This window comes from Paenibacillus silagei, from assembly GCF_017874735.1.
In the GTDB taxonomy this organism is placed as follows: Bacteria; Bacillota; Bacilli; order Paenibacillales; family Paenibacillaceae; genus Paenibacillus_AQ; species Paenibacillus_AQ silagei.
This window is the reverse complement of sequence record NZ_JAGGLV010000023.1, coordinates 1-23,452: the sequence shown is the minus strand read 5'-3', so window position 1 is coordinate 23,452 and position 23,452 is coordinate 1. Positions and strand designations below refer to the sequence as shown.

23 protein-coding genes, 1 tRNA gene and 1 pseudogene are annotated in these 23,452 nt (G+C 54.5%); 8 read left to right on the top strand and 17 right to left on the bottom strand.

What is annotated here, in order from left to right; all coding sequences use genetic code 11:
• Window positions 1-26: 26 nt before the first annotated feature.
• Window positions 27-320 (top strand): PadR family transcriptional regulator, encoded by a 294-nt coding sequence (locus J2Z70_RS26020; RefSeq protein WP_235191871.1) that lies wholly within the window; start codon window positions 27-29, stop codon window positions 318-320.
• Complete coding sequence (locus tag J2Z70_RS26015; RefSeq protein ID WP_209877986.1) at window positions 317-1,465, top strand: DUF2812 domain-containing protein; 1,149 nt, start codon at window positions 317-319, stop codon at window positions 1,463-1,465. The genes J2Z70_RS26020 and J2Z70_RS26015 overlap by 4 nt, the downstream gene beginning before the upstream one ends.
• Window positions 1,466-1,593: 128 nt before the next feature.
• Here J2Z70_RS26015 and J2Z70_RS26010 read toward each other — a convergent pair whose 3' ends face one another.
• The 7 genes from J2Z70_RS26010 to J2Z70_RS25980 form a co-directional block, all read right to left on the bottom strand.
• Window positions 1,594-2,253: a GntR family transcriptional regulator gene (locus J2Z70_RS26010; protein ID WP_036725153.1), complete on the bottom strand. Its 660-nt coding sequence runs from the start codon at window positions 2,251-2,253 to the stop codon at window positions 1,594-1,596.
• Between the two features lie 17 nt (window positions 2,254-2,270).
• Window positions 2,271-2,954 carry a hypothetical protein gene (locus J2Z70_RS26005; RefSeq protein WP_209877984.1) on the bottom strand — a complete coding sequence of 228 codons (684 nt, stop codon included), beginning with the start codon at window positions 2,952-2,954 and terminating at the stop codon, window positions 2,271-2,273.
• Between the two features lie 34 nt (window positions 2,955-2,988).
• Entirely contained in the window at window positions 2,989-5,121 is a 2,133-nt protein-coding gene (locus tag J2Z70_RS26000) for a hydantoinase/oxoprolinase family protein (RefSeq protein ID WP_209877982.1), read from the bottom strand.
• Window positions 5,122-5,377: 256 nt separating this feature from the next.
• Window positions 5,378-6,724 carry a citrate transporter gene (locus J2Z70_RS25995; RefSeq protein ID WP_342593060.1) on the bottom strand — a complete coding sequence of 449 codons (1,347 nt, stop codon included), beginning with the start codon at window positions 6,722-6,724 and terminating at the stop codon, window positions 5,378-5,380.
• Between the two features lie 208 nt (window positions 6,725-6,932).
• Entirely contained in the window at window positions 6,933-7,352 is a 420-nt protein-coding gene (locus J2Z70_RS25990; protein ID WP_209877980.1) for a hypothetical protein, read from the bottom strand.
• Window positions 7,353-7,391: 39 nt separating this feature from the next.
• On the bottom strand, window positions 7,392-8,018 hold the full coding sequence (locus J2Z70_RS25985) for a hypothetical protein (RefSeq protein ID WP_235191872.1): 627 nt from the start codon (window positions 8,016-8,018) through the stop codon (window positions 7,392-7,394).
• A 94-nt stretch (window positions 8,019-8,112) separates the two neighbouring features.
• A complete protein-coding gene (locus tag J2Z70_RS25980; RefSeq protein ID WP_209877978.1) occupies window positions 8,113-9,003 on the bottom strand; it encodes a ketopantoate reductase family protein in 891 nt (296 codons plus the stop codon).
• 190 nt (window positions 9,004-9,193) lie between these two features.
• Between J2Z70_RS25980 and J2Z70_RS33765 the strand changes: the two are divergent.
• A pseudogene (locus J2Z70_RS33765) lies at window positions 9,194-9,319 on the top strand (TetR/AcrR family transcriptional regulator); the annotation flags it as partial.
• Between the two features lie 21 nt (window positions 9,320-9,340).
• On the top strand, window positions 9,341-9,631 hold the full coding sequence (locus J2Z70_RS33475) for a hypothetical protein (RefSeq protein ID WP_245368522.1): 291 nt from the start codon (window positions 9,341-9,343) through the stop codon (window positions 9,629-9,631).
• Here J2Z70_RS33475 and J2Z70_RS25970 read toward each other — a convergent pair.
• Together J2Z70_RS25970 and J2Z70_RS25965 are read right to left on the bottom strand one after the other, a co-directional pair.
• On the bottom strand, window positions 9,610-9,945 hold the full coding sequence (locus tag J2Z70_RS25970; RefSeq protein WP_209878095.1) for a nucleoside triphosphate pyrophosphohydrolase family protein: 336 nt from the start codon (window positions 9,943-9,945) through the stop codon (window positions 9,610-9,612). The genes J2Z70_RS33475 and J2Z70_RS25970 overlap by 22 nt on opposite strands.
• A 172-nt stretch (window positions 9,946-10,117) precedes the next feature.
• Window positions 10,118-10,201, bottom strand: a tRNA-Leu gene (locus J2Z70_RS25965).
• A 180-nt stretch (window positions 10,202-10,381) separates the two neighbouring features.
• On the opposite strand from J2Z70_RS25965, the gene J2Z70_RS25960 reads away from it, so the two are divergent.
• A complete protein-coding gene (locus tag J2Z70_RS25960) occupies window positions 10,382-10,840 on the top strand; it encodes a YhjD family protein (protein WP_209877976.1) in 459 nt (152 codons plus the stop codon).
• A 460-nt stretch (window positions 10,841-11,300) separates the two neighbouring features.
• Here J2Z70_RS25960 and J2Z70_RS25955 read toward each other — a convergent pair whose 3' ends face one another.
• The 5 genes from J2Z70_RS25955 to J2Z70_RS25935 all read right to left on the bottom strand — a co-directional run bounded on the left by J2Z70_RS25955 (window position 11,301) and on the right by J2Z70_RS25935 (window position 14,134).
• On the bottom strand, window positions 11,301-11,978 hold the full coding sequence (locus tag J2Z70_RS25955) for an AlkZ-related protein (protein WP_209877974.1): 678 nt from the start codon (window positions 11,976-11,978) through the stop codon (window positions 11,301-11,303).
• Window positions 11,975-12,766 (bottom strand): SDR family oxidoreductase, encoded by a 792-nt coding sequence (locus J2Z70_RS25950; RefSeq protein ID WP_209877972.1) that lies wholly within the window; start codon window positions 12,764-12,766, stop codon window positions 11,975-11,977. The genes J2Z70_RS25955 and J2Z70_RS25950 overlap by 4 nt, the downstream gene beginning before the upstream one ends.
• A gap of 19 nt (window positions 12,767-12,785) precedes the next feature.
• A complete protein-coding gene (locus tag J2Z70_RS25945; RefSeq protein ID WP_036725081.1) occupies window positions 12,786-13,007 on the bottom strand; it encodes a hypothetical protein in 222 nt (73 codons plus the stop codon).
• 131 nt (window positions 13,008-13,138) lie between these two features.
• Window positions 13,139-13,456: a hypothetical protein gene (locus J2Z70_RS25940; protein ID WP_036725087.1), complete on the bottom strand. Its 318-nt coding sequence runs from the start codon at window positions 13,454-13,456 to the stop codon at window positions 13,139-13,141.
• A gap of 108 nt (window positions 13,457-13,564) precedes the next feature.
• The gene (locus J2Z70_RS25935) at window positions 13,565-14,134 is read right to left on the bottom strand and encodes a xanthine phosphoribosyltransferase (protein ID WP_209877970.1); all 570 of its coding nucleotides are present in this window, start codon (window positions 14,132-14,134) and stop codon (window positions 13,565-13,567) included.
• A gap of 176 nt (window positions 14,135-14,310) precedes the next feature.
• Here J2Z70_RS25935 and J2Z70_RS25930 point away from each other — a divergent pair, with 176 nt between their 5' ends.
• Window positions 14,311-15,444 carry a YkvI family membrane protein gene (locus J2Z70_RS25930; RefSeq protein WP_209877968.1) on the top strand — a complete coding sequence of 378 codons (1,134 nt, stop codon included), beginning with the start codon at window positions 14,311-14,313 and terminating at the stop codon, window positions 15,442-15,444.
• Here J2Z70_RS25930 and J2Z70_RS25925 read toward each other — a convergent pair.
• From J2Z70_RS25925 to J2Z70_RS25915, 3 genes are read right to left on the bottom strand one after another with little or no spacing between them, the layout of a single operon-like run.
• Window positions 15,431-18,706, bottom strand: coding sequence for an AAA family ATPase (locus J2Z70_RS25925; protein WP_209877965.1), 3,276 nt, complete (start codon window positions 18,704-18,706; stop codon window positions 15,431-15,433). The genes J2Z70_RS25930 and J2Z70_RS25925 overlap by 14 nt on opposite strands.
• Window positions 18,703-20,094, bottom strand: a complete 1,392-nt coding sequence (locus tag J2Z70_RS25920; protein WP_209877963.1) for a metallophosphoesterase family protein — start codon at window positions 20,092-20,094, stop codon at window positions 18,703-18,705. Before J2Z70_RS25920 ends, J2Z70_RS25925 begins: the two co-directional genes overlap by 4 nt.
• A gap of 4 nt (window positions 20,095-20,098) precedes the next feature.
• Complete coding sequence (locus tag J2Z70_RS25915; protein ID WP_209877961.1) at window positions 20,099-21,235, bottom strand: glycosyltransferase family 4 protein; 1,137 nt, start codon at window positions 21,233-21,235, stop codon at window positions 20,099-20,101.
• Between the two features lie 209 nt (window positions 21,236-21,444).
• Between J2Z70_RS25915 and J2Z70_RS25910 the strand changes: the two genes are divergently transcribed.
• The gene (locus J2Z70_RS25910; RefSeq protein WP_209877959.1) at window positions 21,445-22,851 is read left to right on the top strand and encodes an RsmB/NOP family class I SAM-dependent RNA methyltransferase; all 1,407 of its coding nucleotides are present in this window, start codon (window positions 21,445-21,447) and stop codon (window positions 22,849-22,851) included.
• A 114-nt stretch (window positions 22,852-22,965) separates the two neighbouring features.
• Window positions 22,966-23,055, top strand: a complete 90-nt coding sequence (locus tag J2Z70_RS25905; protein ID WP_143803672.1) for a sporulation protein YjcZ — start codon at window positions 22,966-22,968, stop codon at window positions 23,053-23,055.
• The last annotated feature ends 397 nt before the right edge of the window (window positions 23,056-23,452 follow it).

Below are 23,452 nucleotides of genomic sequence, written 5' to 3'. Positions count from 1 at the left end.
AAAAAGTTCTAAAAAAGTACGTCCCCATGACCGAAACGGCCTTCTATATTCTGTTGTCCTTAACCAAGCCGCGCCACGGATACGGAATCATCAAGCATGTGGATGATCTGTCGGAAGGACGGCTACGGCTGGGCTCCGGTACGGTGTATGGAACCTTGACCAAGATGAATAAGGATGGGCTAATTACCGTATTTGCCGATGAAGAGAGAAAGACGGTGTACGAGGTGTCTGAGCTGGGGAAGGAAGTCATGCGCGCAGAAATCGGCAGATTAAAGGAACTTCACCGCAACGCCGTCACCAGTGAGGAGGAATTTCAATGAAAACTGTATTTCGGCCCTTTTGGAGCTACGATCTGCCGGGGACAGAAGCCTGGTTAGCCGATATGGCCGGCAGGGGATGGCGTCTGGAGGAATGGAGCTTACTGCTGCGGCGCTTTACCTTCCGGAAGGGTGAGCCCGCCTTGCTAACTTATCAGCTGGCTTATCATTCATCCAAGCATTCATCCATGTCTCCTTATCTGTCCGCAGAGGGATGGAGCAGGCGGCTGCAGCAAGGAAAGTGGAGCCTGTACGAGAATGATCGGTCCCCGTCACAGATTAGCGCCTATCCTTCACGTAAGGATGTCCTGAGGCGTAACCGCATCATCTCCTATCTTTTCATGGGAATCCTGGTGTATTTGCTGCTCATTGCACTTATTCCACTGCTTGTACTAGGGCTCACCTTCAATCAAGATGCTCCTATCCGCATTCAGCCTAGCCCAATGTGGGCGGCAACCTGGACGGCCGCTGCCTTGGCAGTACTCCTGCTGGTACTTGCCATTTATTCGCTTATCAAGCTCCGGGCAGCCAACAGGGAACTTCTTCAAGGGCACACGGACATGAAGAAGCCTCCCGCAACGCCTAAGCCTGCCGGCACTACGATGGCGCGGATGAAGTTAGGCTGGATGTATGCCCCTGACCGGCTGGAGCAATGGCTGGAGGACAAGGAGCTGGACGGCTGGAATCTCTATAAAGTAGGCTTCGGAGGAACATTGTTCCATTTCAGCAAGGGCCGTCCGCGCCGTATGAAATATCACGCTGACTATCAGGTCGTTGCGGGTGAAGGGTATTTCGAGCTGCATCAGGAGGCAGGCTGGACCAGACTCTACAGTTCTCCCTTCTCTCTGCAGAAATGGACCCTGTGGAACCGGGAGAACCCGGAGCATGCCGAATACCCGGAGCTCTACAGCGATCCGTTACACCGCCTGAAGCACGCACGTAAAATCGCTATCAGCTATACCCTGCTGTTCCTGCCCATGATTCTGCTCTACAGCCTGAATGTGTCGGCCTTCATAGATAGCATCCTGCGGGATGAATTTACCGCTTCCCAGGCGTGGAACACTTCAATTATGTTCCTTTCCATTCTGCTCTTCGGCTCGTTCGCGGGCCGAACCTGGCTATATTACCGGCGGCTCAAGCAGCAATAGCTATTGTTGCAAAGGCCCTGCACAAGTAGAGACAGCTTAGTGCTTTCGCAACAAAAGGCGTATACCGGAAGTTCTGCTCCATGCGGAGAAGACTTCAGTATACGCCTTTAAGCTTGTCATTTGTATGATCAGAAGAATTGCGGGTACTGCCCCGACATGCTCTGGACCCGGTCCAACAGCGTATTGGAATGCTCCATCACGACCTTGCGCATCCCTTCCACATCCCGCTTGCGGGTAGCCGCTACCATCTTCACATGCTTATCGATGTCGGACGGCTGCACCCCTTCCATCTTCCCGTAGAGCAGACGGATACGGTTATAATGGGATGCTACCTCTTCGATGGTGAACCAGGACAATTCTTCCCCCGCCGTCTGGAAGATCAGCTGATGGAATCGGTTGTCCTTAATATAGAATTCTCTGAAGTATTTCTTGTCCATATATTTCTTCTGCTTATTAATCAGTTCCTGCATCGTATCTGCTACCAGCTCGCTGCACTTGCGGATGAACTCATCGATCACCGCAGATTCAAGCGAGGTGCGGATGAACCACTCCTCACGGACCCGTTGCAGATCGATCTTGGAGACTACCGTTTTGCGCTGAGGATATATTTCCACCAGTCCTGACTGTTGAAGACGGACCACTGCTTCCCGCACTGGTGTGCGGCTGACGCCATAGCGTTCAGACAGCTTCTGCACACTGACATCCATTCCTGGCTCGAGCGTCATATTCATGATGTCTTCTTTTATTCTATTGTAAGTTACATCATTCAGTGAATTACTGTTATTCATAATCTTCAACGGCTTCCCTACACCTTCCCTGAACTCACTCCTAGTACATCACGGGTTATTGTCTCCGCACTGGCTGAATCGTAGCTGTAATACAACAGAACATCCAGAATAAACGGCGAGTATCGCAGTCTGTTCAGCTCCTGTGTAAAAGCCATGGCTCCAACTTCACTTAAGGTGCGTATTGTAGAATAATTCTTCAGGCCCAGCAGCTTCCACAGCAGAATACGCTCGGTCCGGGTGTATATTTCCTGTGCAAACCGGTCTTCTACAAAATGATAAATTTCGTGGCCAAGGATAGTATTCATTATACCAGCTTGCGGAAAAAGTTCAACCAGACCGGCCCCCGCCTCCCGCACCTGCCCGGCCGCTCTGCGCAAGGGTTCTTCCATGATTTCGATCCGGTCCGGAGGGGTATAGGCGGCGAACAGCACACGCTTGCCGGTCATGAGCGCATCCTTCATTTCAAGCTTCAGGTTCATCCGTTTGGCAAGCTCCTGGACATCACGGGTCCCATATTCCAGCATCATCCGCTGTGCATATTCTATGCCGCAGGCTCTGGCCCGCTTTAGCATCTCCCGCTGCGCCTCCGGCGGAATCCGCCGGTTCAGGATATCCTTCCTGAAGGCATACATTCCCCAAGCCTCATCGTCAACCTCCAGCAATGGGTACAGCAGTTCTTCCAGCTTAGACTGCACCTGCATACGTCCCTCCTGTCTATACGCTCTCCCGTGCCCCTTAGCTTTGCTTGATATTGGCCGCCACCACAATAACCTCCGTGTCCGGCTCAAACGTGGATACCTCAATATCCATCAGCAGCTCCAGCTGCTCGAAGTCGGAGGCGGTAAAGTCCATCACCCGCGCGCCAATACATAAGTAGAAGTCGGGTCTGGCAATCAGCTCCGTCTGATAGACCGCCATGGCCTCCCATAGCTGTTTGACCGCGCTGAGATAGTCCCCGGCTGTTGTCTTGAGCGCCATGGCCCGGCCTCTCTGTACCTTGATGAAGCCCTTGGTGTCCAGGATGCGGACTGCACCGGCTTCTCCGGCTTTATCCATTTTCTCGCCGAAAATACTGACATACCGCGTCTTCTGCAGCAGCTCCGTCCGCTCTACAGGGATGCGCATATCCTGGGCAGCCAGCTCCCGCAGCTCCGCCTCATCACATTCCTTCAGCAGCTCAGTCGTCTTCACCTCGGTGGAACCGGTAGCAATCGCTGTCACCTTGGAAGTCTGCGGATCAATGTCAATATGAATCTCGATGCTCTCCGGGGTCGCTCCGCTCTGGATGGCCTTGTTCAAGGCTTCCATCTTCAGGGCGGCAATCACTTCCTTGGACGGGGACGGAATAATCCGTTCCACCACATCGCGAACCATCGACAAGGCAACTCCGATCGAAGAGATAACCTCGGCATTCTCGGGGATGCTGTATTTCAGGCCCATTTTCTCCGAAAAATAGACGATCAGCGAAGCCGCTCCGCCGCCCACGCCGACGAGGGAGATCTGATCCTTCTCCAGCTTGTATTTCTCAGCCAGCGCCAGAATGATCGGCTCGATCTTGGCATAGGCCTTCTCCATAATCTGCTTGGCGATATCCTCTACCGTCGTTCCGCAGTAATCCGCCAGTGCCTGTATCGCCCTTCTGGCCGCTTCCACATTCCCGTAGGAGAAGTGCTCCGGCTTCACCAGTCCCAGCACATTCGCCGCGCAGGAGTTCGTGATCGTCACCCGCTCCCCGTTCTCCAGCCGGATGGCCACATAATCAGCAGGATCACCCGGCTTCGGAGAAAAGAATTCGACCTGCGCTCCCTTGATCTTATCCGGATCGGTGAATACCGAATAATCCAGACCGCCGATATGCGCCGATCTGGGTCCGACATCGACCACTCCGCTCTTGTTCGCCCGGATCATGGACCCGCCGGCCACGCCGAGCACCCGTACATCCAGGGAATTGACATAGGTCGGATGACCGCCGACGATGGAATAGTCGATGGCCGGGCGGCCGTTTTTGATCACACCGATATTGGTAGTCGTGCCGCCGACCTCGAAGTACACCCCGTTCGACGCTCTCAGATACATCAGTGAGCCCATGACCGAGGCCGCCGGTCCCGACAGCATCGTCAGCACAGGCCGTTTCTTCATCTCACTGATCTCCATGACGCCGCCGTCGCCTCTCATAATCATCAGCGGAACATGGACCCCGGCCTCCCGCACAGACTTCTCTGTGGAATTGGCGGTATCCAGCATCTTCGGCAGAATGCTTGCATTAATCGCCGCCGTCCGCGTTCTGCGGGTCAACCCGTACAATTTTGTGATGTCGGAAGCCATGGTGGTCGGCATGCCTTTTTTCTCCGCTTCTATATAGACGAGTTCCTCGGGCCGCCCGTTATCTACGCCAAAAGCCATCGAAGGCACAATCACCTGTGCCCCCTGCTGCTTGAGTTCATCGATGACCGTCAGCACAGAGGCTTCGGACATTTTTTTAACATTAAGGAAGCTATTGTAGATCTTGATCTCCTTGCCGTTGCCCAGGTCGATATTCTGAAGCCGGGTCTGACGCTTGGCGAGCCAGCCCTCCAGACCGCCCTTCGCCAGGCCAATAATGCCCACCTGTGCAATATCGCCCTCGATCAGCGCATTCGTTGCCTGCGTGGTACTGTGGGCCACGAACACTACATCCTCCGGACGGATATTGTTCTCCTCCAGGCAATTCTGGAAGCATTTCACCACACCTGCGGCTACGCCTGTGGCATGGTCATGCGTCGTCTTCACGGACGATTTGCCGATAATCTCATGTGTCGCGTTGTCAATCGCAACTGCTTTGGTATGGGTTCCCCCCACATCGATACCCATTCTAACCTTTGTACTCATATGATTTCTCCGTTTCTCTTCATTAATAGTAGACCCAAGTGAAATTTGAAGCCTAACCGTCACTGCGGTGAACATTTGGACTTCCGGCCGCTGTTGTCTGCAAATTTCTTGATTTGTACCGCTGTTCGCGGTGGAAATCCGCAGACAAAGGCGGACGCTACCGCTCCTACAGTTCCAAATTTCCCCTTCGTTCCTTATAGCTTCTCGTTATTGACTTGAGTACTACTTATTGATTAATGCTAAGCAGTGCTACACGCTACACCAAATTGCCGTACATGAAGAACACAACCGCGCAGAGAATAATCCCGATGATCCAGCCGGTAGGAATCGACATCTTCATGTATTCCTTGGCCGGAACCTTCGTATAGCCGAAGCCCCAGGCCACCCAGGACTGTGTAACGTCCAAATGCTGCGGTGCTACTGTAGTAATGGCGAACAGCGGATAGAGGAATTGTACCGGCCAGGCAGCGGTTGCCACCACGACAGCCAGGATGGCCGAACCGGAGCCGACCAGGTTCATCGGGCCGCGGAAGAAGCCGAGCGGTGTCAGAATGGCGAAGACAATACACAAGAGCAGCGCGGTCTGGGGCATTGCGCCGTCCAGCAGGGTTTTGAAATAAGGGGATGCATAGGTAGCAGCATTATTGAACATCGACAGCGTAAGCAGGAAGCCGATCATCGGCGCTACATCAATGGCTCCGTCCGCGAACTGCTTCGACAGCATTCTGCAAACGCTTGCAAAACCGCCCTTCAGCTTACCGCAGGTTAGCAGGGCGAACAGGGCGGCGAAGATAAATCCAAAAATGATGGGAACCTTGAGCACCACCACACCCACTACCGGCAGAATGATCGAGATCCAGGAGATAGCAGGTGCATCTACAGTAGCTCCGCTATCCGGTGTTGCCGCCCAGGCCCGGGAGAGCTTCCGGTTCATCATCACGTTAGATACCACCAGAACCACGATCAGGGACACAGCCATCGCAATCATGCCAAATTTGAAGTATGTATTGTAGTCGTAGCTGGCATAACTCTCATTGGCTGTTGCAAATATCGTCTGATATTGCTTAAAGTTCACGATATTCCCGAAGATCCCCGCCATGATTGAGCCCATGAAGGAGAACAAGGCAATCGGGGAAGGAATTCCTAGCGACAGCATGATCGGCAGCACGATGACGGCAATGGAGATTACCGGGCCGATACCGGTCATGGATGTGAAGATTACAGCGGTAACGATACACAGCAGAGACATGGTAATTCTTGGTTTGTCTCCCCCAAGCTCTACAACCTTACGAATCAGAGTAGCGGCAATCCCGGTGTCGATCAGGACTCTTCCGAAGAAGGCGCCGAAGAAAATATTAACCAGTATCGCCTTCCCGTAATTCTCAGGCCCCGTCTGGAACACGTTCGTCAGGACGTCAATGAACGTTTTGCCCTCCATCACGGAGGTAGGATGAATGCTATTTCCGATCAGGGCAATCGAGGTCCACAGCACTGACATGACGAAGAAGCCGACCATAAGGTTATACCCCTTGACGCAATACCACACCAATCCAAAAAACGATAAGACCATAATGAAACCGATTACAACATTAGCCACATCCACAAAATAACCTCCTGAAGTAGGATAAATGAGTTAACATGCTAACATGCTATTTATGTATACTGACATGTTAGTTTGTCACGTGAAAATATTAACATGCTACTTCATTAGGCGTCAATACCCTTCTGCATGTTATTTCCAAACACTTCAAAACGCAAAACAGAGGCTGCAGATGTAATCCATCCTGCGCCTCTGTTCATGTCTATATTCTTCAGTTATCCTTGTTAATCACCTGGTTAATCACCTGGTCACGATACCGCTGAAATTGCTCCCAGGATTGCTCCGCTTGCTCAGGCTGCTCAAAGTCGATATAGCCGGAATCCGATGTATCCAGCGCATAAGCCTCCAGTGTCTCACAGACCAGACGGATCGTCTCCATCACCGCTCCCCCGCCCCGGACATGCAGCATGATGGAATTCACGAGCTCCTCTTCGCCTGTGTTGAACTCCATCGAATACCCCTCGCCCTCAAGGAAGCCCCAAGCCTTATCCCGGTAATCCAGATTCGGTATACGACGGGTCAGCTTCTCAATGATTTCATCACGTTGTCCCAGGGGAGGCACTGGGGGCTGCTCCTCCTCCGGCGCTTCAAAATCGTACTTCTCTTTCATGATAAATACATCCCAGCTCATATGCGCTCACTCCTGTCATTATAAACTCCAGTACTTAAACTACTTATTACCCGATTCGTCCACTCTTATCAACTCAAACGTGGCAGCTTCGATCCACAGGATCAGTTTGCTATGATTCACATCCAGGAACCCTAGCGGTATACCCAGCCCCGGCGAAGCTTCCGCTATGTCAATGACTGTCATTTCATCGTTGATTCCGATAATGGGCAGATCCAGTTTGTTCACTCTGTAAAAGGAATCCCTGTTATAATGTCTCTGGGTTATGCTGTAGCGGGGATTGGTTAACTCGTATTGGTACGCTTCATAGCCCTCTAGTCCCTTGGAGGAGAAGTAATCCTGATGAATCACAATCTCATCTCCAATGATGTCCTGCCCTGTCGGATATTCAGATGCGTCATTATAGGAATTCGCGAATCCCAGCAGCTTGTCCACCTTCCAGGTTCCATAGATGAATTCCTCCGTCGCCTGATCCAGCTCCATTCGCCCGATAAAAGGTTCGGAGGTATTGAGCGGAATCAGATTCTCCTCTTGCTTAGCATGTTCTGATGGTGGTGCTGGAGTGACCGGAACATGCTGCGCACCTGCCGGTTCTGCCGCCTGACTGCATCCAGCCAGGCAGACCGCCAATATGGATATTTTCAGTATCATCCCTAATCTTGTGATCATGGTAAGCCTCCCGCCTGCTTCAGTCCTTCAACCTTACCATCCGCTGGAAGCAAAGAATAAACAGACAGGTTACAATACCGGAACAATCGATTCATCAGCCGTTTTGCATAGATAAAAATTTCGTTAGATCCTTCTCCAGCTGCACAACCTCCTGGTTCGCAGCATTCGCATAATCCGGCAGCAGCATATCTTTAACCATTTTCGTGCGTAGCCAAGCAATGAAGAGAACATCCAATATGAAGCTTGGGAGCTTTGGGACTATTGTGAAAAGTGGCGGATCAACGGCAACACCCGCTTGTTTTATTTTCCTGAGGTACGCTTTGAGAGTAACTGTTATTTGACGTGCCTTCTTTCGGGTTCGGGCCGGGTCTGCGTTTCCGCCGTACAAACTGCCCAGCAGAGCAATGTCGGATACGGAATGGGTGATTAGAAACGCCTGCATATCCTTTTTGATAACGTAAGGAAGCTTGGCGGCTTGAAATACTTGTGCGAGCTTTAAGACGCGCTGCGTCACTGCGCCGTTCACTTCGCCAAATGAGGTGGCCACTAGAAACTTGGGCATGAACCGGGCGTACAGGACCCCATCTTTAATCTGTCCGCCGAAGCCGGGAAAAGCAGGTAAAAGTCTACCCCCTACAATCCCACGCCACGAAGAAAACCCAATCGAGCTATTGGTCATCGTAACGATATTCGGGCTTTGATTATCCTTTAGTGCTAACAACGCGGATTCGGCCCGGTCATAACGGACGGTAACGAAAATATAATCGTATACATCATCATTTTCGAGTGTATCTATAACCTTCACCGGAATCGATCTGACTGTACCTTTGTCATGGTATTGCAGACCTTTTTCTTGTAAAGATCTGAATCTGTCCGAACGTGCAAACAGGCTAACGTCAAACCCGGCTTCCATAAGCTTCATTGCATAGATGCTTCCGATCACACCTGCACCGAAAATTAAAATTCTTTCTTGCTTTGCTGACATCTTACCACCCCGCCGATTCATATTTCCGTATGATCATCCAACAACATGTTGTATGATGCGATCATAAAGCTTTATGATTCCTTGATCAATCATCAATTTTTTAATATCTGTCGGATGATATCTTATACACCAGCAGGAGGGACACATGAAAAAACAACCTCAAATCACAGAGAAAACAAGATAAAGATTTATAGAAGTTTTTTGTGAGCTATACAGCCAAAAGCCGGTTGAGAAAATTTCCATTCAGGAAATCTCCAACCGGTCAGGGTATAACCGCAGTACCTTTTATCAATATTTTACTGATATTTACGAATTGCTGGACGCTGTTGAAAGTAACTTGCTCCTTGACATCAAAACAGAACTTGCCGATAAAGAGCTGTCTATGCATTCGGTACAAGATGCGCTCTCTTGTCTGGACAAAAAAGACATCCCCATGGAGCAATACCTGAACCTTCCGCAAAACCATGCCTTAACGCCGTACTTCATTGAGTTCTATCTGACGACGACCCATTCTTTATTTCGTCTTTGGCTCCAAAGAGATAAGGATCTACCCTCAGAAGAATTCATCAAGTTAGCGGAGAATTTATATTCAAGAGGGGTATCGGCTTATACTGATGAAGGATTCTGATCTTCGAATGAGGACAGGAAGACCTCCATGGATTCACTGATATCAACCTCCATCCGCTCCGCCAGAATAATTAGCCACCAGATACACTCGCTAAGCTTATGTTGCAGCTCAGACCGGGTTTCGCCGCCTTTGGGCCAACGCTTCTGCTCAGACATCGTCAACCGGCCCACTAACCCGGCATCTGTCAAAAAAGCAAGCGCATCCTCTTCCACACTCCACTGGGTCCCGTGATGCTGCTGCTCCAGTCTGTGATAGCATTCTCTTATAACGAGGGAACGCTCAACAATCTCATTGAAGCTCAGGCTCTTCTTCATTTCTTCCACTTGATCAAGTCCCTCCTTTTCAAATGACTAGAAAACAATAGCATGCCTAACATGACTACATTCTGTCATATTAAAATGAAATAAATGAATTGCTGAACGCAAAAACAGGTTCTTATATCACTTAAATAAGTGACACAAGAACCTGTGTTGATGTTACCTATGATGCGGTCAAGAGGACTCGAACCTCCACGATATTGCTACCACTGGCACCTGAAGCCAGCGCGTCTGCCAATTCCGCCATGACCGCATATTCAGTTGACTTGCTTTCGCAGTCACAAGATAGATCTTACCATGCCTGAATTATGGAGTCAAGTTTATTTTATTGTAAATTGCTATCCATAAATTGCAAGTAAAATATTGCTTTTATTTGCGGATTCGGTGTATAATGAGAACAAAGGTTCGCATACTATAAATGAGGTGATTTATAATGGCGATTACCAAGAGACACCCCCTAACTACACCAACCATCCCTGAGAATATAACCAAAGATGAATTGTCCCTGGTCAGAAGCTATCTGCTGCTAACGTTTATTCATAAAGTATTTGAACGGGACTGCCGTGCCATCGGCAAGAGCGGTCTGTTCAAGACTCCCCAGCTCTACATGGAGCTGGTATCCAGCGCTACCAAGAAGACATCCCTGATGCTGCAGGAGGTTACCCGCGAGCTTACCGTGAGCCAGCTCAAGATCAGCACTGTGCGCCAGGATCAGCGCGGAGTTACCGCCGAGTATAACTGCCGGGGCTATGTTGGCGAGATCCATATTCTATGGCCCGGCTTCCGTAATGAAATGATGCAGCGTATGCGTGCCTACCTCGGACTGGGTGCCGAGCTTGCCTCCGTCCTTCCCCGGGAAGAACAAGTCGAACAGTTGGCCATGACCATCTAAGCCGCACCTTGTAATGGATTGTACTGCTGACATAAGAGCCTCGTCCTATTCTGGACGAGGCTCTTGGTGCGGGTGCAGATCAATATATGATACTTTGACGGGGAGTGGTTTGATTAGACTTTGTCGTCTGGAGTACAGGCGGCATACATTTGGACCAGGTGCCTCCGCAGAGCGGAATGTGATCGGTTTTTCGATTACATCTGGCCCAGGTGCCTCCACGCGAGCCATTGTAATCGGTTTTTCGATTACATTTGGCCCTGGTACCTCCACACGACCCATTGTAATCGGTTTTTTGATTACATTTGGTCCAGGTACCTCCACACGACCCATTGTAATCGGTTTTTCGATTACATTTGGCCCTGGTACCTCCACGCGAGCAATTGTAATCGGTTTTTCGCATACATTTGGCCCAAACGGCAACCCGGTCCCTTCCTGCCGTTCACCAGTTCGACGCCCGTCCTTACTTTAGAACCCTCTCCAGCTGCTTCGATCCTGCCTCCGGGAACAGCTTGGCCGTATGCTCCATAATCCGCTCCCTGGATGACACTGGCTGATCATTGTAACGCGAAGTCACATAGTCTGCCCCAAATACATGCTCGCTCACGGCATAACGCCCGATTCCCCAGCCGTAAGGACGGCCATGCTTGTCCTGCTTATACTCGAATTTGCTGGCTGTAATGTAGGTCTGCATCTGGAGCAGCGTCATGGCTGTGTCGAAGCCTTTGGCACCTTTGACCGCGAAGCCGGACAACCCTTTAAGATCACTGGAGAGCAGCCCCGCCTCATGCTCCAGCAGCACATCCATGATTCGTTTGCTGGCCATAGAGGCCAGTCCGTCATCATATCTGGCATCGAAATCATAACCGTCCCGGCGGTAATTGGCGAAGTCCGGGTACCATTCTCTGCTGATGAACCCGGCCTTCTTGTTAAAGAGCTTCGCATAAGCGATCTCGCCCCCGGCCGCAATCTCCTCGCGCCACTCCCACGGCCCTTCTACACCCTTCACGAACCAGTAGCCCGCAGGAGTGCATTCCTCCAGAGAGAAGCCTGCGATCTCGCAGCGGAACATGGGCAGGTAACCGATCTCCCGCACCAGCGCGGCTAGTTCCCCGGCATTTTTAATTATAGGCAGCTTCATCGTTGTCCTCCAGGCTGATAGGTCCAGCCTTCGTCTCCATGGTAGATCATCTGCTTGCCCATCCCGCCATCGATTGTAATATTCTCGCCCGTTATGAATCCCGCAGCCTCACTGCACAAGAACAGCACCATGCCTGCGATATCCGCCGGAGTTCCTACCCTTCCCGCAGGATGCTGCAGCCGATCCGGCTCTGTATGAACCGGCTCTGCCGATTCCTCTGTACCGTGATAAGCGGTGGTATCAATCCAACCCGGGCTGATTGCATTAACCCGCACTTTGCCGCTAAGACTTACACTAAGGGCGTGGGTCAATGCGCCGATCCCGCCTTTGGCCGCTGTATAGCTCTCGGTATCCGGCTGAGACATCCGCTCCCGGCTGGAGGAGATATTCACAATAGAGGCTCCTTGGGCAAAATGCGGCTTAAGCCGCAGCGTCAGGTAATAAGGCGCCGTCACTCCAATCCGCTGCACATACTCGAAATCCTCATAGCTGCATTCTGATTGCAGCCCTTTACGGCTGATACAGGCATTGTTAATCAGGTAATCCACCTGTCCGTAGCGGCTGATTACCTGTGAGATGAAATCATCCAGCATCGGCTGTTCCGCAATGTCTCCCTGATAAAAGAACAGACGCTCTCTTCCATACTTGGCCTCCAGCCAGCATCCGGCAGCAAGATCCGTATCGATGCAGGCAACCACTGCTCCGGCCTTCAGTAATTCCTCGGTGATGCAGCGTCCGATTCCGCCTGCACCTCCGGTAACTATCGCTATTTTATGATGATGACTCATCTTGACCTCCATTCTCCGCTCATTCCGGGGTATAGGCTTCCGGTCTCGGCTCGCTCACCGGCTGATACAGGTATCTCCGGTCCAGCTTCACCACATGCTTGTTCGGACGCCGGATCATCACCTGGGTTTCGTCCCAGGCCAGCACGATTCCCCGGATATCATTGCTCGCCAGCCCGTCGCGTACAACTCTTATCCGCTCACCGGAAATCCGGTAGGCATCCAGTTGTTCATCACTTATCATAGTATTCTTAGTCCCCTCTCTGTGCTTAGCTTGTCCAATTTAACCCTGAATCCGGTCATGAAAAAGACCCAAATGAGAATCATCCGGGTCTAGTTATCTTTCAAAAGCAATCTGTATGTCTTATGAAGTTCCTATATCAGCGCTTCATTCTTCTCAAACCAGAAGTCAAGAACTTTAGCGGACATCACACGTTGTTCCAGATATTCGACCTGATGCTCTGTGAATGTCTGTCTCCAGCTATACGACAGCTCTTCACACAAACTTGTGATTGTCAAAAGCTCTGACCAAGCAACATAACGTTTGTACCAGAAAAACTGAGGATGTTCGATCATATAGGGATACAAATCGTCGAACTCCGTGTGTTTGCAATCCAGCGCACGTTCGAAGTGATCCTTAGCCTCGGTTAGTTTATCAATAAAAAATTGCTCTGTCACCGGTTCATTCCCCATTGTGACGCCTCCTCTCTCATGTCTAATTTTTATTATAAAGGAAAACTTATAGGGTGAAAAGCAGATGTTTCAAAAATAGGCTGTGTTCCTGTTATTGTCACTTCAGCCTTATCCAAAAACAATCGTCCCGTCATTAAGAGAGGTGATATCAACAAGAGACTCCAGACGGATTCCCTGTTCCCGGATCGTGCGGGCACCGGCCTGGAAGCTTTTTTCGACCACTACGCCAAGGCCCACCAGCTCGGCACCTGAACGCTGGATAATCTTAATCAGGCCGCGCGCCGCGTCGCCATTGGCGATAATATCATCGATGAAGAGGATTTTGTCATCCTCCGAGATGAACTGGCGGGACAGCATAATGTCCGTAACAATCCCTTTGGTAAAAGATGGAACCCGTTCACACAGAGCGTCGGGATCTGCCAGCAGCGTTTTTTTGCGCCGGGCAAACACCAGCGGCACCTTCATCTCATAAGCGGTGGCAAATGCCACGGCAATCCCCGAGGATTCCACAGTCACTACGCGAGTAACTCCAGCCTCAGCAAATCTGCGGGCAAATTCCCGTCCCATTTCCATCGTCAGCATCGGATCTACCTGGTGGTTGAGCAGTCCGTCCAGCTTCAGCACCTGATCCGAGACGACAATCCCTTCCTCCAATATCCGCTGTTTCAATAATTCCATCATTGTAAACCTCCATTACACTTAATAGACGTTCCACCGAAATCGCACCTGTTCGTCCAGGCGGAAGTCATGTCCCTCTGTTCCTCATCATAACCTGTACTATGCGGACTACACAAGGCTATATCCTTGCAGGCCCCGCAATTGTAAACTTCGCAGCATTCATAAGGAGGCTAAGCATGAAGTCACATATCCGCACATTACAGATCGCTTTCACTTATATCGGCACCATTGTCGGCGCCGGATTCGCTACCGGCCAGGAAATCCTCCGTTTTTTCACCAGATACGGCCACTGGGCGCTGCTGACGATTCTATTCTCTGCCGCTCTCTTTATCTGGCTGGGCACCAAAATGATGATCATCGCCCGGAAAATCTCTGCGGACTCGTATGAGGATTTCAACCGCCACCTGTTCGGAGCCAAGGCCGGGACCATCATCAGCCTGTTTACCATGATTATTCTGATCGGGGTGAACAGCATCATGCTGGCAGGCGCCGGGGCAATCTTCAAGGAGCATCTCGGCCTTCCCTATCAGGCGGGGCTGCTTCTGACGATCCTCGGATCTTACTTGCTGCTGAAGCGCGGTATTTCCGGCATTCTGCAGATCAACAGCCTGGTGGTGCCCCTGATGCTTACTTTGTCGCTGATCCTTGTCTGTAATACGCTGGGCGTTGCGGGAGCCGAACGCTTCCTCTTCCTGCCCACCGATTATAGCAGCATCAACGCATGGATCTCTCCGCTGCTCTATACCTCGTTCAACCTTGGCATGGCCCAGGCGGTGCTGGTTCCGCTGGCCCGTCATACGGATGACGAACGTGCGCTGGTGCGCGGCGGGATTCTGGGCGGAGCGGGCATCGGGTTCATGCTGCTGGCGGCCCATTTTGCCATGAGCTCGCAGATGCCGGGCATCCTGCAGTTCGAGATTCCGATGGGAAGCATTGCCATCCGGCTGGGTCCGGTGGTGCAGATGGTGTTCTTGCTGCTGATCTTCATGGAAATCTTCAGCACCTTCGTCGCCGGTATCTACGGGGTAAGCGTACAGCTCCAGCAGCGGCTCCCGGTCGCCCCCGCGCTTGTCGCCCCGCTCCTGATGCTAATCTGCTATGTGTTCAGCCAGTTCGGCTTCAGCTCGCTGCTGGGCATCTTCTACCCGATCTTCGGCGCGCTGTGTCTGATATGGGTGGTCATGCTGGTGCGCTCCCCCATGTCCCCGCCGCCAGGGCATGGCAAGCCGCCCGCAGGAGGAGCGGGCGGCAAGAAGCAGGGGATTACGATTGTCAGCATCAAGCCTGCGATCCGCACTACACGGAAATAACTGCTGCGGCAGGAATGCTGCCCGCCACAGCTTCGGCGACATGACGGTGGCAGGTCATCATGACGATCTGCCGGGAAGAAGACAGCTCGCCAAGCAGAGCCAGAGCCGCATGAAGCCGGTATTCATCGAAGTTAACGAACAGATCATCGAAGAACAGCGGCAGATTCACCTTGCTGCTCATCGTTTCTGCCAGTGCCAGCCGGATCGCCAGATACAGCTGCTCCGCGGTTCCCCGGCTGAGCAGGCCGCTGTCCAGCAGTCCGGCATCCTTATGTTCAGCCTTCAGCTCCTTATGCCCCAGCGTCATTACAATCCGGCGGTATTCCCCGTGCGTGAGCTTCGAGAAATACACGGAGGCCAGCTGCAGCACCTGAGGCTGCTTCTCCTGCTCATAGATCCTGCGTGTCCGGCCCATCAGCTCGGCCGCCAGCGCCGTTACCGCATATTGGCCTGCCAGATTACGCAGTGCCGCCCGCTGTTCCTCCAGTTGCTGGAGCGCAGTATCTTCCTTGCCGCGCTTCGTCAATGCTTCCCGTTCCTGCAGCAGCTTACCGCGCTGCTCAAGCAGTGCGCTGCGTTCCTCTTCAAGCTCGGCCGCCGCTTCTTCCGCAGCCTGACGCTCCTGCGCAAGCCGCCCGGCGTCCAGATGCTCCAGCAGACTCAGCAGCTCTGCCCGGCCTTCGTTATCCCATCCGCTGAACATCGCCAGCTCCGCTTGACGCACGGACCGTGTAACCTCTATCCGCCTCAGCCACGCAGAGGAACGGCGCAGGAACTGCTCGCCGTCCTCAGCATCGCCTTCCTCCAGCAGCTTCGAGCAGCGCAGGTTCAATTCCGCCTGCTCCCTGTGATTCGCTGCCAGCTCCTCCCGGACTTCAGCCAGCCGCGCCTCCACACTCTCTCTGCGCAGCAGCTCAGCCTTCAGCTGATCCCACTCCCGCTTCCGCAGCTCCAGCCAGGTTAATAGGGCGGCTGGTGTGGGGTGGCGGGGAGCAGCTGGAGTTGCGGGTGAATGCTGGGCGGTAGGATTGGTGGCGGGTAGCGATTGCTGCTCAGCTACAAAGGAAATGGAGTTTACCCGTCCGGTCTCCGCAGCTGCAAGCAGCTTCATCCCTTCCTGCTCATATAGTGCACATTCCGCCGCCAGTCCGCTTAGCCGCGCAGACCATTTGGCCTCCTGGCGCAGCAGCTCATGGCCCTGCTCTGCCAGGGCGAAAATATCCGGCAGGCTGTCCGGGGACAGCCCTTCGGGGAGTCTCCGCTGACGCAGCCAATCTTCGTAGCGCGCCGCCAGCTCTGTGAAGCGAGCCTCCGCTTCCTCCAGTTCGCCTGTCAGCACCTGTTCCTGTCCGCTTAGCCGCTCAAACTCCGTCCTGCAGGCCTCGGCCTCAGCCGCCTGCCGGTCTACGCGCTGGCGCCAGGTGCCCCAGGCCTCCATCAGCCGGCGCAGCTCGCGCATCCCGGCCTCCAGCCCGCCTGCGTCAGGGCTGGACGCCTTGCCGCTCTCCCGCTCCGCGCCGGAGAGCAGTTGCCCGCGCAGCCGCAGCATCTCCGCTGCGGCCTTGCCCGCCTCCCCGCCGCCCGGCTCCGGCGGGGCAACCGCCGCCCCCGCTGCGCGCAGGGCGGCCCAGAGCCACAGGTCCGCTGCGGCCAGCAGGCCGAGCGCGGACCATACGCTGACCGGCGGTGCGCCGGTCAGCCACAGCGCAGGCGGCAGCAGCAGCGTAAGCGCTGCGCCCGCCTGCAGGAGGCGCCGGTAGCGTGCCGCCCGGCGCCCGTTCGCGCCGGGGCGGCTGCCCCCGGCGGCGTCACTGCGGCGCGGGGCTGACGCGCCGCCTTCCGGGCCGAGCTGCGCTTCGCGCCAGCGCTCGGCGGCCTGCTGCAGCTCGTCCCAGAGCTGCACCAGTTCACGCGGGCTGCGCGCAGCCAGGCCCGCGAAGTCCGCTGCGCCGCTGGCGTGCTCCTGCGCCAGCAGCCGCTCGGCCGCCTGCAGCGCAGCAGCGGCGGCGGCCTTGCGGGCGCGGAGGCTCAGCAGCTCCGCGCCCCGGGTCTCCATTTGCCGGTCATACCCGGCAAAGGAGGCGGCATAACGCCGCGCGGCCTCCCGGTCCGCGGCGGACGGGGTGAAGTCCGCGAGCGCTGCCGAATCCCAGCCTGCACCGATACTGCGCAGCAGGCGTTCCAGCTGCTCCCGCAGAGCCGTCAGCTCCGCGGCAATCCGCTGCTGCTCTGCCCGCTTGTCCTCATAGCTGCTGCGGCTGCGGTCCAGCGCTTCGAGCTCAGGCCCCTGCTCCGCAAGCAGAGGGTCGGGCGGATTCGCCGCAAGCTCTGCGGTCAGCTCCGCCGTCAGCCGCTCCAGCCGGAACGCGGCGCCCTGCAAGCTGCGCAGATCGGCTGTAAGTGACCTCCAGCGCTCCGCCCCGTTATCCGGGAACGACGCAATCACGGGAAGCTCCTCCAGCTCCAGCCGGCCTTCGCTCCATTTCAGCCACAGCTCCCGGATGTCCTGCGCCTTGCGCAGCTTAATCAGCCTTGCTCCAGCGAGCTCGCGGTCCAGCTTCATCTGCTCCAGCTGCTGCTCCGCAGCTTCCAGAGCCAGGGTGTTCCCGTTATATCTCGGCAGATAGGAGCGGCTCTCCGCCACCTCCTGCTCCAGCTTCCCGATAGACTGCAGAATCCTGGCCGCCTCCTGGACCTTACCGCGCGGCTTGTAGAGCTTCTCGGCCTCCTGAACCAGACGCTTCTCTGCCCGCATAATCTCTCCGCCGCCGCCCATCCCGGCATGGAACAGGTAGCTGCTCATTTCCCCGGACTGCAAGGCACCCAGCTCCTGCAGCTCGTCAAGCGAGACAGCGAACAGCTGGCGGAACATACTCCGGGAGATGCCGCCAAGCAGACGCCGCTCCAGCTCCGCCTGATTCAGCTCCTCCGTACGGCCATCCGGATGGCTGAGTGCAATATGCAGCTTCTCTGCCCTGCCCGGCCCCGCGCCGCCGGATGCATACCGGCGGATAGTCCATAATGCGCCGGACTCATCCTTTGCTTCCAGCACCCCGCCGTGCGTCCCCCCTTGCAGCGGCTCGTACCGTTCAGCCGGATTCCCCCGGCCGGGGATGCCGTACAGCATAGCACGGATGAACTGCAGGGTCGTGCTTTTACCCGCCTCGTTGCGTCCGAACAGAACCGTGACCCCTTCATTCAGTCCGATCTCCCGCTGAGCCAGCCTTCCGTAGCCGTCTATCCGCAATGAATCGATCTTCATTCCTCTACCTCCCGGCCTTGCTGTCCGTCGCCATCTCCTGCATCCCCAGCAGAATACGCCTTGCCTTCTTCCGCAGCATTCTGCGGCGTCCCGCCGGACTCTTCCAGTCCGCTCAGCAATGTGATTCCCAGCTCTGCTGCACCTCTCAGCCATTCCTGCTTCTCTTCGGCGCCTACGGATAATAGCAACCTGCGCAGCTCCTGATTCTCCATCATCGGTCTCAGCGCAGTAGCGACCAGCTCGTCCAACTCTGAGGCATTCCCGCCACTGTGCCCGGCAAGCCGCAGCATTTCACCCAGGAAGCTGTCCTCCAGAAGCAAGTGCTCACGGTCAACCGCAAGTCCCGTTTCGATGGAGAAGCCTTCCGTCCAGACCAAGCCCGCATATTCCTTGCGCACCGCGCGCACCGTTTCCCGCCGCTGCAGCTCGGTGAGCAGATCATCGGCCGCACCCTTCTCAGCCAGCACCTTATGTATATCGCCCCGTCCGGTCAGGCGGAACCTGACCACAGACATCATCTGCGGGGTCTCGCTGCGGATATCCTCCACTGCATTCTCTACAGCGAGGGTCCACTCGGCCTCGTCATTGAGCCCATCTATAGAGAGCTCGCGGACCTGCCAGCGCACACTGTCCAGTTCATGGAAATCCAGCCGGACTCCCCCCTCTGCACTGACATCAACCGTATAGCAGCCCTTGGGCCCGGTCTCCTTAATGCTTCTTCCTTGAATATTGCCCGGATAGACGATAGGCGGATGCTCATGCAGAATACTCCGCTTATGAATATGCCCGAGCGCCCAATAGTCATAGCCCCTGCCGATCAGATCCTTCCGGGTGCACGGGGAGTACGTCTCATGCTGGAGATCCCCGTCCACATTGCCATGCAGCAGGGCGATGTGGAACAGGCTGCTGCCCGGCTGGCGGCTGAAGCGCAGAGCTGTATTCTCTGTCACTTTGGAGGTCGGGTAGGAGATGCCGCTAACCACAGCTACCTCCCGTCCGTCTTCCCTGCGGCGGGCGGTCACGCGCTCCGGCTCACTCCCGCCGAATACCGTAACATGGGCAGGCGGTGCCGAACTAAGGCGCGGGCCGTCCAGCGGATCATGGTTACCGTGGATCAGGAATACCTGAATCCCGTGGCGTCCAAGTTCCTCCAGGGCCTCCCGGAACCGGAGCTGCCCCTGAAGTGAAGCATCCGCGACATCGTAGACATCGCCGCTAATGACCACGAAATCCACCTTTTGCAGGGTGGCTACGCCAACAAGCCGCCCGAGGGCGGCGAAGGTAGACTCCCGGAGATAGGAGCGGATATCCTGGGGGAGATGGGACAGACCGGCGAACCGGCTGTCCAGATGCAGATCTGCCGCATGCAGGAAACGAAAAGGAATCATAGCCTCACCCCTTCATTCCCGGCTGGAACTGCAGATAGGTTTTCTTCAGCTCATTGGCTACACGGGTCAGGGAGTAGAGGCTCTTTGCTTTATCCCAAGCCGAACGCGACAGCTCATAGCGGTAGCCGGGGTCCGTGATTACTTTTTCCAGAGCATCTGCCAGTCCCAGCTCATCATCCGGATTCACCAGCAGCCCGTTCACCCCGTCCTCAATCTGCTCGGGAATACCGCCCACATTCGTCCCGACCAGCGCCAGACAGCTCAGCGCAGCCTCGGCAAATACCGAACCGAACGCCTCCGCCCGCGAAGGCAATACGAAGATATCGAAGAACGGCATGAATTCCTCAGGATGTAGCGTATAGCCGTAAAAAATAGTCTCATTATAGATGCCCAGCGCCTGCGCAAGCTGCTCCAGCTCCGCCCGGCTCGGTCCGTCCCCGATAATATGCAGCACATATTCATGTCCCCGCTTCTTCAGCTCGGCACAAGCCTTGAACAGAATATCTATGCCTTTGGCCGGTACGAGACGGGTAACTGTGACCAGCTGCGGAATGTCATTCTCATGCGGGACAGGCTTGAATCTCTTCTCATCGAATCCGTTAGGAATGACTCCAATGCTGTCCGGCTGGTCAATATAAGGAGTCACATAATCGGCAAAAGCACGCGAAACCGTCATCAGCCGGTCACTCACATGCTCCAGCTCCCGGTAAATCGCGACCAGGAACTGATGCTCAAGCCCCCCCTCCCGGATCACCCCATTCAGGATTAATTCACGCTCATAGCTGGAGTGCAGCGTCTGAATCAAGGGAACGTCAGGATAAATTCTCTTCATCGCCAGCCCGGCAATCGGGTGATGGGCATGGATCAGGTCATAATTTTTGCTCATACGCAGCTTAGTCCACCAAATGTAATCCCGGTAAGTCTGAATGTATTTTTGCACAACCGGACTTTCGCCATACACGGTCCAGTCGAAGGTCTCGAAGACGATGTCTTCGCGCCCCTTGCCCCGGATGCGCTTAGGCAGCCAGAACAAATCCATCTCCCAGCGGCTGGACCGGAAGCGTTCCTGGAGATAAGGAATCATAGAAGATACACCACCGGGCTGCTCCGGCGGGAAGAATAGCGCTTGCAGCAAGTTCATATAGGTACATCTCCCTTTACAATTGCCCTATTTACGGTGAAGGCCGGCAATTATGATATAGTTGTGTATATGTACAATAATAAAAACGGGTACAGCTACAGGTATAGGTACGCTAAGGTTCCATACCTAATTTTATCGGTATCCACCCGAAACAGCAACTAAGATGACAGCTTTACTTATCTTGAACTTGGACTAGAGGAGATTGATTTATGAATGAAGAACGACTGCCTGTCGCTTACACCGCCAATATTAGAGAGATGCTGGGGGATTCGGCGGACGCTTTTCTGAAGAGCTATCTTGCTGCGCGGACCCAGGGTCTGCGGTTCAATACTTTAAAAAGCAGTGTACCTTCCGGCCGCACCGCAGCGGAGCAGGCAATCTCACAATTCGGTCTGTCACAGGTAACATGGTGTCCGTCAGGCTTCTATTACCAAGACCCCGCTCGCCCAGGGAGACATCCGTATCATACCGCCGGACTATATTATATTCAGGAGCCCTCCGCAATGTCCGCAGCCGAGCTGCTGAAGCCGCTTCCCGGAGAGACCGTTCTCGACCTCGCGGCTGCTCCCGGCGGCAAAACCACCCATATCGCCGCACTGATGCAAGGGCAAGGGCTGCTCATCTCCAATGAAATTCACCCGGAGCGGGCCAAAATCCTGGCCGAAAACGTCGAGCGGCTCGGCATAAGCAACACACTGGTTACTTCCGCAGCTCCTGGTGATCTCTCCAAAAGATTCCCTGAGGTGTTCGACCGCATTATGCTGGACGCGCCTTGCTCCGGTGAAGGAATGTTCCGCAAAGACCCCGCGGCGATAGATGAATGGTCTCCGAAGCATGTGGAGATCTGTGTAGCCAGACAGTGGGATATTCTGCAGGATGCGTATCTGATGCTGAAGCCCGGCGGCCATATGGTCTATTCGACCTGTACCTTCAACCGCCAGGAGAATGAGGAGACGATGGAGCGCTTCGTGCAGACCTATCCCGATATGGAGCTGATCGTTACGAAGCGGCTGTGGCCGCATCTGGAGCGGGGCGAAGGGCATTTCGTGGCCCTGCTGCACAAGGCGGCTTCAGCAGACCCGGCGGATTCCGCTCCGCGCAAGAGCCGGGGCAAGCGGGGTGAACGCGGCAGTGACGGTCCGAAGACAAGTGCTACGCTTAGGGAGGCCTATCAACAGTTCATGAGCTGGGCGGCGGCAGAGCTGCCCGGATTCGCTGGACACGGCGTCCCGCTTCTCTTCGGCGAATCCCTGTATCTGCTGCCTGAGGCATTCAATGAGCGGCTGCACACCGGGATACTGGACGGGCTCAAGGTGCCGCGTGCCGGACTGCATATTGCCCATCTTAAGAAAAACCGGATCGAGCCCGCGCACGCCCTGGCCATGACACTCCGGCCGGATCAGGCGGCGCGCAGCTATAATATGCCTGCGGACGGCACGGAGATCCAGGCCTGGCTGCGCGGCGAGAGTCTGCCGGTTCTGCCAAGTCTGCATGGCTGGACGCTGGTAACCGTAGACGGCTTGCCTGTAGGCTGGGGCAAAGCCAGCTCCGGCCAGCTCAAGAATCATTTGCCCAAGGGTCTGCGGCTCAGGGCAGCCCATATTGACGAAGTTTAGGCTGCTGACCAGTTCACGAATCGTTCATAAGCATATGATGTCATTATCCCATGGAGGTCCGCCGGACTTAAGGCGGCAAGTGGGAACAGACATGAATCAAGGGAGGAATCAGACATGGGTGCAGGTGTAGGCTTCACTTCGACCGGTGCGATCTTGGTACTCTTCATATTGCTCGTAATCATTTCCCGTTCGTTGTTCGTCTAATTCCGCTATAAGCAGCACAGCACACGGACCTCAAGCAGCCCGCCCCCTTTAAGGGGGCAGGCTGCTTTTTCATCACTATTCAACAAATATTGCTTGCAGAGGGTTTACCGCGCCTTGATTAGGTGCAAGGGGTAGGCTTAATTGTAATTCATACAACTAGATCGTCTGATATGCCGCCAAATCTCCGTTTAGCTGTATTTCGTACAACTAAAAGTCCTCCATACCTGGATTTTCGCCCTTTAGGGCAAATTTAGTTGTACAGACTACAATTAGAAGAGGGAGGACTTCCGTTTCACTGTTTCTAGTTGGTCAAGTAGGCGGGGCCTCTCCATCGTGGATTGTGCCCCTACCCCTCACAGATCCGTACGTGCGCAATTCACGCATACGGCTCTTCACC